Here is a 7,891-nt window from a genome sequence, read left to right on the forward strand (position 1 = left end):
CTGGCGCGTGCTCGACTGGGAGGGCGAGGCCCCGCCGGGCACCTGAGCGCAGCCGCCGCAGACCATGTTGCCGCGGGCGATCACGCCCTGCGCCAGGGCCGCGGCGAGTGCGCGGGCCCACCTCTTGGCAGTTGCTGCCGTCAACGCAGTGTTCATGCGAAGGCCTCCATGAGGGACAGACCCTCCAGGCCAAGCAAGTGCGGTGCCGTGCCGGCGCGTCAGCGGTTCTCCAGCCGGTTGTAGTCGAAGAGGCCCGCCTCCAGCGGCGACCAGCGCCGGTAGGCCGCGGCCAGCGCATCGCTCGCGGCCCAGAAGCCGGGGTCGGTGCGGCGGATCACGAAGCGGTTGGCGAGGGCGCGGTAGTCGGCCTCGGAGGCCAGGCCGGCGATGGCCGCGCTGAGTGCTGGCAGCTCGGCCGGCGTGGCGCGCAGGATGGCGTTCGGGTAGGCGCCGATGAAGCCCGGCACCACGGTCAGCAGGTTCTCGGCCGGCAGCAGAAGGTCGCGCTGCTCGAAGAGATGCGCCACGTTGGAGTGGCCGGTGTCGCGCAGCAGGCTGAACCAGCGCGGTTCGCGGCCGGGCTCGTCGATGCGCAGCACGCTGGCCTCGGGCAGCCACGCGAGGCTCGCACCGCGCACGGCGGCCAGGCGCAGCAGGTTCTGGCGCAGCGCCGCGTCGGGCACGCTGGCCAGGTCGAAGCGCGGCGCAAGCACCGGGGCGAGGCGCTGCTTCAAGAGGCCGTACAGCTCGCGCTGCGGGTCCTTGCTGCGGTAGGTGATGCCGGTCTCGGCCTCGAAGCGCGCGCGCTCGCCGCCCACGTAGGCCTTGGTGTCTTCGCTCACGTTGCGGTACCAGTGGTCGCGCACGCCGGCGCGCGCCGCCTTGGGCAGCAGCATCAGGAAGTTGGACTCGCCTTCCATGCGCATGAAGTCCATGTACAGCCGGCTGTTGAGCTGGTGGCCGACGTTGCCGTACGGGTCGTAGCCGGCGGCCAGCAGGTAGTAGATGCGCTCGAACAGCGGGTAGCCGATCACCCACGCCGTCTTGGGCGGCTCGCCCACGTGGCCCTTGACCACCGAGGCGCTGTCGAAGTGGCGGAACACCGTGAGCGCGGCGTTCGGGTTGCGATCCGCGCCACCGTCCCAGATGGTGTGGAGGTCGAGCCTGTGCGCGCCGCCGAAGCGCTGGTTTAGGAAGGCGCTCTTGGCCGCGAGCAGGCGGTCTTGCCCGTCGGCCAGGCGGCGCCAGGCGAGCAGCGCGCCCGAGTTGCTGCCGTCGGCGGCGGGCAGGCGCATGTTCTCGGCCTCACGCTGCAGCCATTCGGCGCTCTCGTCAGCGGCGTTGGCGCGCGGGTTGACGAAGTAGACCCAGAAGCGGTCTTCGATCACGTCGAGCGCCATCTGGCCGCGGCACACCGGGCCCTTGATGAAGTTCATGATGAAGAACTCGGCCTCGTCGAGCAGGAAGCGGTAGCGCGACTCGGGCGGGATGGCCGCGAAGCTGATGAAGGGGTTGGAGGCCTTCTCTTCTTCGTAGGAGGGCAGGGCATCGACGCGGTAGTCGGCATCGAGGAACCAGCCCTGGTACCTGGCCATGCGCGCCGGTGAGAGCAGGTAGGGCATGTGCGTCTTGGCGAGCACCGTCTCGCGCTCCGGCACAAGCCGGTAGTAGGGGCGCGACACGCCGGGGTCGTCGAACGGGCGGCGCGTGGCGATCGCCGCCGCGGGTCGGCCCGGTGCCTCGGCCGAGCGGACGAGCCGGAACACCGTGCGATCGGCATCGCCTTCGAAGATGAGATGCCCGAGGAACAGGTGCTCGTACAGGTAGCGGCCCATCAGCTGCTGCTTGAGCGATGCGCCGTTGAGGAACTGCTCCCACTCGGCAACCTGGCGCAAGAGCGCGGGGCCGAGCGGCTGCGGGGGGTCATTGGGTGCGCCCGCGGCGATCCAGCGCATCAGCACGCCGTGCTCGCGCTCGCTCAGGCCCGGCAGACCGTAGGGCATGCCGGCGCGCGGATGCTCGCGCTCGTAGGCGTCGACCTCGTCGAGCCGCGGGCAGCTCTGCGCGCGGTCGAGCGAGAAGTCGAACTCCTTGTTCGACAGCACCGGTTCGGCTGGCAGCGGGTGCGCCTGCTTCAGCGCGAGGCTGCGGTAGAGCAGGCTGGCCGCGAGGTTGTTGGCCGGGGTGGGCGTGCGCTCGTTGAGCACCGAATGAAAGCCTCGCTCGCGCCATTGCGAGGCGCGCTGCGCGTCGACGAACAGGCGCGTGGGTGGAGCCTGCGTCAGGCGCGAGGCGTCGTACACGCGTTCCTTGCTCGCGCCGCGCGCCACGCCTTCCCACGCACCGAGCTTGAGCTGGCAGGGTGCGTCGTAGCAGCCGTGGCAGACCACGCAGCGGTTCTCCAGGATGGGCTGCACCTCGTTGCGGTACGACACGCCACCTGTTGCCACGAGCGCCGGCCGATCGAAGCGCGTGGGCTCGGCTGGGCCGTAGCGTGCGTCGAGCGCGTCTTGCGTCAACACCGCGCAACCGGTCAGGCAGACGAGGATCAGGGCCAGGCTGGTGCTGCGCATGCGCTTCCTTCGAGTCGGGGCCCGGGCAGCATAGCCGAGGGCTGAACGCACCCTGAAGCCGGCGCACAAAGCGATACAGCGCTTCACCTGGCGTTAACGCAAGGCCGTCAACGCCTTGCCGAAAGGGCCCGTTGAACCCTCACGAACGCAGCGCTCGATCGACACCCCCCCAAAACGGAGACCTCATCATGAAGCACAGCCTCATCACCGCCAGCCTTCTTCTCGCCGCGAGCGTGGGCGCCTTTGCACAGACCGCCGCCACCACCGTGCAGCGCGACGTGAACCAGCAGCAGCGCATCGAGCAAGGCCTGCAGAACGGCAGCATCACCACCCGCGAAGGCGCCCTGCTCGAACGCGACGAAGCCAAGGTCGACAAGCTGCAAGCGCAAGCCCTCAAGGACGGCAAGCTGAGCGATGCCGAACGTGCCCGCCTGAGCGCCGCGCAGAACAAGGCCAGCCAGGACATCAAGACCGCCAAGACCAACGGCGTGAACGGCAACCCGCAGTCGGCCTCGTCGCAGCGCATGCAGGCCGACGTGCAGCGCAACATCAACCAGCAGCAGCGCGTCGAAGCCGGCATTCAGAATGGCACGCTCACCAACCACGAAGTGGCCAAGCTGGAGCGCGGCCAGGCCAAGGTCGACCACAAGGAATACGCCGCCGGCAAGGACGGCAAGGTCGGCGCCCACGAGCAGGCGCATGTGCAGCGCGCCGAAGACCACCAGAGCAAGAAGATCCACCACCAGAAGCACGACGCGCAGAACCGCAAGGGCTGAGACAGCGCAAGGGCCGGCCCGCGCCGGTGGGCGGACAATCGAGGGCTTCGCAGCCCTCACCGCCCCACCCGCCATGCCCACCCTCGACGACCCCCAGCACGACCGCGAAGCCGGTTCGCGCGACAGCACGCTCGACACCACGCGCATCGACGACACGCGCATCGGTGCCGTGCGTGCGCTCATCTCGCCGGCCCTGCTGCAGGAGCGCGTGCCGGTGCGCGACAACACGCTCGCGCTGGTGGAGCGCAGCCGCGCTGCCATCGCCGACGTGCTGCAAGGCCGCGACGACCGGCTGATCGTCGTCGTCGGCCCCTGCTCCATCCACGACCACGACCAGGCCATCGAATACGGCCGCCGCCTGAAGGCCGTGGCCGACGAGTTGCAGGGCGACCTGCTGGTCGTGATGCGCGCCTACTTCGAGAAGCCGCGCACCACGGTGGGCTGGAAGGGCTACATCAACGACCCGCACCTGGACGGCAGCTTCGCCATCAACGAAGGGCTGGAGCGTGCGCGCCAGCTGCTGCTCGATCTCACCGACCTCGGCCTGCCCACCGGCACCGAGTTCCTCGACCTCCTGAGCCCGCAGTACATCGCCGACCTGATCGCCTGGGGCGCCATCGGCGCGCGCACCACCGAAAGCCAGAGCCACCGCCAGCTCGCCTCGGGCCTCAGCTGCCCGGTGGGCTTCAAGAACGGCACCGACGGCAGCATCAAGGTGGCGGCCGACGCAGTGCTCGCCGCGCGTGCGCCGCATGCCTTCATGGGCATGACCAAGATGGGCGTTGCCGCGATCTTCGAGACGCGCGGCAACGCCGACTGCCACGTGATCCTGCGCGGCGGCAAGGAGCCCAACTACAGCGCGGCCCACGTGGCCGCAAGCTGCGACGCGCTGCGCAGCGCCGGCCTGCGCGAGCAGGTGATGATCGACGTCTCGCACGGCAACAGCAGCAAGCAGCATCAGCGGCAGATCACGGTGGCGCAGGAGGTGGCGGCGCAGATCGCCGCCGGCGAACGCCGCATCACCGGGTTGATGATCGAGAGCCACCTCGAAGAAGGCCGCCAGGACCTGACCCCTGGCGTGCCGCTGAAGCACGGCGTGTCGATCACCGACGCCTGCATCGGCTTCGCGCAGACGGTGCCGGTGCTGCAGGCGCTCGCCGCGGCGGTGCGTGCACGGCGCACGCGATGAGCCTCGTCTACTCCACCGACAGCGGGCGCATGTGCCCCGGTTGCCGCCAGCCGGTGGCGGCCTGCACCTGCAAGCAGAAGGCCGCGCTGCTGGGCGATGGCAAGGTGCGCGTGAGCCGCGAGACGAAAGGCCGGGGCGGCAAGGCCGTGACCCTGGTGCGCGGCCTGCCGCTGGAGGCTGACGCGCTCGCCACGCTGGGCAAGCAGCTGCGCACCGCCTGCGGCACGGGCGGCACGGTGAAGGACGGCGTGGTCGAGTTGCAGGGCGACCACGTCGATCGCGTGATGGCCCAGCTTCAGGCCGGCGGCTGGACGGTGCTGCGCAGCGGCGGCTGAGCCGTCAGCTCTTGATCGCGCCGAAGCGCCACGCCATGTCGAGCGCCAGCCGCTCGCCCTTCGCCAGCACGCGCAGGCCCGGCCGGCCCGGCAGGTGGAAGGCGTCGATGGGCTGCGTGATCGGCTCGAAGCAGAAGGCCGGCCCCACCGGTGGGCGGTAGACCAGGCAGAACTGCTCCTCGTTCGGTGTGAGGTCGCGCATGGCCAGCGTGAGCTGCAGCTCGCGCTCAGGCCAGGTGATGCGCGCCGTGCCGTCCCAGCCGGTGAAGCCGTTGTCGATCAGGCTGCCGTTCGCGTCCATGCCGTCGCCGAGGTTCCAGCCGGTCGGAAAGTCGTGCGTGTGGTCGGTGGGCAGCGGGTCGTCGCCGCACAGCCACACGCCCTTCACGGGAGCATGCAGCCGCGTGCGCGGCGTGCGAGGGAACCACGGGTGCACGCCCAGGCCGTAGGGCAGGGGCGTGTCACCGAGGTGCTCCACCTCCACGCGGTGGTCGAGCCCACCGTCGACCAGGCGAAAGGTCTGGGTCGCGCGGTACGCGTAGGGGTTGCCGTCGAAGTGCTGCGAGACCAGCGACATCACCAGTGTGTCGGCCGCCGGCCGCGAGAGCGTCCAGGCCTGCAGCCAGGCGTCGCCGTGGATGGGATAGGGCTCGCCGGTGCGGTTGGGCCGCATGGGGTGGAACTGCCCGCCTTCGGTGAAGCCGCCGTGGCTGATGCGGTTGGACCACGGCAGCATGGCGAACGAGGCCAGCGTGTAGAGGTCGGGCTTCTGGCCATCCCACGGGCGCCACAGGTCGATGGGGTCGTCGTCCGCATCGATCTGCCAGGCGGCCACGCTGCCACCGAGCGAGGGCACGAGGCCCAGGTTCTGGCCGGCGTGGTGCAGCCAGACGATGGGGTGTTCGGTGTCGGCAACGGGAGGCATGCGAGGTCCTGGTGAATTCATCCGCCATTCATCCGCCAAAGCGGTTGGCCGGCAGGCCGGCCGTGTCGGTGTCGATGGCGAACAGCCCGCCCGCCAGCGGCTCGGCCTTCAGCTGCTCGGGCGTGAGGCCGAAGCGCGCGCTGCTCACGTACATGGTGCGCAGCTGCGAGCCCCCGAAGGCGATGTTGGTGATGTGGCTGGTGGGCAGCGCGATGCGCGCGAGTTCGGCCCCGCTGCGCGGGTCATGGCAGCTCACGCAGGCGCCGCCCCAGTGGGCAATCCACAGGCGGCCGGCGGCGTCGGTGGTCATGCCGTCGGGGAAGCCATCGCCCTCGGCGAACTGCAGGAACAGGCGGTGGTTCGAGAGCGCCCCCGAGGCGGCGTCCACGTCGTAGGCGTTCACGCGGCCACGCACGGTGTCGTTGACGTAGATCGTGCGCCCGTCGAGCGACCAGGTCGGCCCGTTGGTTACCGCGAAGTTGAGTGCGTGGCGCACGCAGCGGCCGTCGGCTCCGTAGCGGTAGAGCGCGCCGGTCGGCGCGACGCAATCGAAGTCCATGCTGCCGCCCCAGAAGTGGCCGGCGGCGTCGCACTTGCCGTCGTTGAAGCGGTTGCCGGGCGGCTCTTCGGCCGGCTGGTGCCGGTACTGCGCGACCGCGCCGGGGCGCAGCGTGTCGAACTCGGCGAAGCCGCGGCGCAGCGTCACCACCAGGCGGCCGGGGCGGTCGGCCACTTCGGCGATGGCCGAGATCTCTTCGTCGAAGAGCCAGCTCGTGCGCGCGCCGCTGGCGGGGTGCAGGCGGTGCAGCTGGCGGCCGAGGATGTCGACCCAATACAGCGTCTGTTCGCCAGGCGACCACATCACCCCCTCGCCAAGCTCGGCGCCCGCTGGCCACACGCAGCGCGGCGTGCTGGCTTCAATCGTTTTCGTCACACCTGTCTCCGTGTGCGGGCCATGAACCAGCCCTTGACGCGGCGGATGGTATCTGTGCATATTGATAAAGGAAATGTCAATTTCACCTATCAATACATATCGCTTTTGCAATCATGAGTAACGCCGTTGAAACTTCCCGCGCCTTTGCCACTTTCCCCAGCCTGCGGGGCCGCGCGGTGTTCGTCACCGGGGGCGCGACGGGCATCGGCGCCGCCATCGTCAGCGCCTTTGCGGCGCAGGGCGCGCGCGTGGCCTTCATCGACGTGGCCGAGTCGGCGAGCGAGGCGCTGTCCCGGCAGATCGCCGAGCAGGGCCACCCCGCGCCGTGGTGGCGCACCTGCGACGTGCGCGACGTCGCCGCCCTGCAGCAGGCCGTCGCCGACGCCGCGGTGCAGCTGGGCGACTTCGCCGCCCTCGTCAACAACGTCGCCAGCGACGACCGCCACACGCTGGAGTCGGTGACGCCGGCCTACTACGAGGAGCGCATGGCCATCAACGAGCGGCCGGCCTTCTTCGCCATCCAGGCCGTGGTGCCCGGCATGAAGCGCCTGGGCTTCGGCTCGGTGATCAACCTCGGCTCCACCGGCTGGCAGGCCAAGGGCGGCGCCTACCCCTGCTACGCCATTGCCAAGTCGTCGGTCAACGGGCTGACCCGCGGCCTGGCCAAGCCACTGGGCGAGCACCGGATTCGCGTCAACACGGTGTCACCGGGTTGGGTGATGACCGAGCGGCAGATCAAGCTGTGGCTCGACGCCGAGGGCGAAGCGGAGATCAAGCGCAACCAGTGCCTGCCCGACAAGCTGCAGCCGCATGACATTGCGCGCATGGTGCTGTTTCTCGCATCCGACGACGGCGCGATGTGCTCGGCGCAGGAGTTCAAGGTCGACGCCGGCTGGGCTTGAGGGCTGGCGTGGGGCGGAGCAGGGCTTCGATACCTCAGCCTGAGCGGGCTGTGAGTGTTCGGAGGTTGTGGAAGCGCTGCGCCCGCCTACCTCCGACCGCTCAGGCTGAGGTATCGAAGCCCCGCTCCGCCCCACGCCAGCCCTCAAGCCCAGCCGGCGTCGACCTTGAACTCCTGCGCCGAGCACATCGCGCCGTCGTCGGATGCGAGAAACAGCACCATGCGCGCAATGTCATGCGGCTGCAGCTTGTCGGGCAG

7 protein-coding genes and 1 pseudogene are annotated in these 7,891 nt (G+C 69.9%); 4 read left to right on the top strand and 4 right to left on the bottom strand.

Going from position 1 to position 7,891, the window contains the following annotated elements; genetic code table 11:
* Positions 1-218 precede the first annotated feature (218 nt).
* Complete coding sequence (locus VFL64_RS21235) at positions 219-2,573, bottom strand: fatty acid cis/trans isomerase (protein WP_489542377.1); 2,355 nt, start codon at positions 2,571-2,573, stop codon at positions 219-221.
* A gap of 188 nt (positions 2,574-2,761) precedes the next feature.
* Between VFL64_RS21235 and VFL64_RS21240 the strand changes: the two genes are divergently transcribed.
* The 3 genes from VFL64_RS21240 (at position 2,762) to VFL64_RS21250 (ending at position 4,873) form a co-directional block, all read left to right on the top strand.
* Positions 2,762-3,349, top strand: a complete 588-nt coding sequence (locus VFL64_RS21240) for a hypothetical protein (protein ID WP_489542378.1) — start codon at positions 2,762-2,764, stop codon at positions 3,347-3,349.
* A 73-nt stretch (positions 3,350-3,422) separates the two neighbouring features.
* On the top strand, positions 3,423-4,538 hold the full coding sequence (locus VFL64_RS21245) for a 3-deoxy-7-phosphoheptulonate synthase (RefSeq protein WP_489542379.1): 1,116 nt from the start codon (positions 3,423-3,425) through the stop codon (positions 4,536-4,538).
* Complete coding sequence (locus tag VFL64_RS21250; RefSeq protein WP_489542380.1) at positions 4,535-4,873, top strand: translation initiation factor Sui1; 339 nt, start codon at positions 4,535-4,537, stop codon at positions 4,871-4,873. Before VFL64_RS21245 ends, VFL64_RS21250 begins: the two co-directional genes overlap by 4 nt.
* A gap of 4 nt (positions 4,874-4,877) precedes the next feature.
* Here the strand turns inward: VFL64_RS21250 and VFL64_RS21255 are convergent, their stop codons facing one another.
* Together VFL64_RS21255 and VFL64_RS21260 are read right to left on the bottom strand one after the other, a co-directional pair.
* Positions 4,878-5,798 (bottom strand): aldose 1-epimerase, encoded by a 921-nt coding sequence (locus VFL64_RS21255; RefSeq protein ID WP_489542381.1) that lies wholly within the window; start codon positions 5,796-5,798, stop codon positions 4,878-4,880.
* A 28-nt stretch (positions 5,799-5,826) separates the two neighbouring features.
* Positions 5,827-6,732, bottom strand: a complete 906-nt coding sequence (locus tag VFL64_RS21260) for an SMP-30/gluconolactonase/LRE family protein (protein ID WP_489542382.1) — start codon at positions 6,730-6,732, stop codon at positions 5,827-5,829.
* Positions 6,733-6,845: 113 nt separating this feature from the next.
* Between VFL64_RS21260 and VFL64_RS21265 the strand changes: the two genes are divergently transcribed.
* Entirely contained in the window at positions 6,846-7,634 is a 789-nt protein-coding gene (locus tag VFL64_RS21265; protein ID WP_489542383.1) for an SDR family NAD(P)-dependent oxidoreductase, read from the top strand.
* Between the two features lie 143 nt (positions 7,635-7,777).
* Here the strand turns inward: VFL64_RS21265 and VFL64_RS21270 are convergent.
* Positions 7,778-7,891: pseudogene (locus VFL64_RS21270) on the bottom strand (3-oxoacyl-ACP reductase); the annotation flags it as partial.

It is taken from the genome of Rhizobacter sp. (assembly GCF_035702065.1).
In the GTDB taxonomy this organism is placed as follows: Bacteria; Pseudomonadota; Gammaproteobacteria; order Burkholderiales; family Burkholderiaceae_C; genus Rhizobacter.

Bases quoted from the DNA above. Each gene is read 5' to 3' on its own strand.
- VFL64_RS21265 (WP_489542383.1), top strand. From the start codon at position 6,846: ATGAGTAACGCCGTTGAAACTTCCCGCGCCTTTGCCACTTTCCCCAGC.
- VFL64_RS21250 (WP_489542380.1), top strand. From the start codon at position 4,535: ATGAGCCTCGTCTACTCCACCGACAGCGGGCGCATGTGCCCCGGTTGC.
- VFL64_RS21255 (WP_489542381.1), bottom strand. From the start codon at position 5,798: ATGCCTCCCGTTGCCGACACCGAACACCCCATCGTCTGGCTGCACCAC.
- VFL64_RS21245 (WP_489542379.1), top strand. From the start codon at position 3,423: ATGCCCACCCTCGACGACCCCCAGCACGACCGCGAAGCCGGTTCGCGC.
- VFL64_RS21235 (WP_489542377.1), bottom strand. From the start codon at position 2,573: ATGCGCAGCACCAGCCTGGCCCTGATCCTCGTCTGCCTGACCGGTTGC.
- VFL64_RS21240 (WP_489542378.1), top strand. From the start codon at position 2,762: ATGAAGCACAGCCTCATCACCGCCAGCCTTCTTCTCGCCGCGAGCGTG.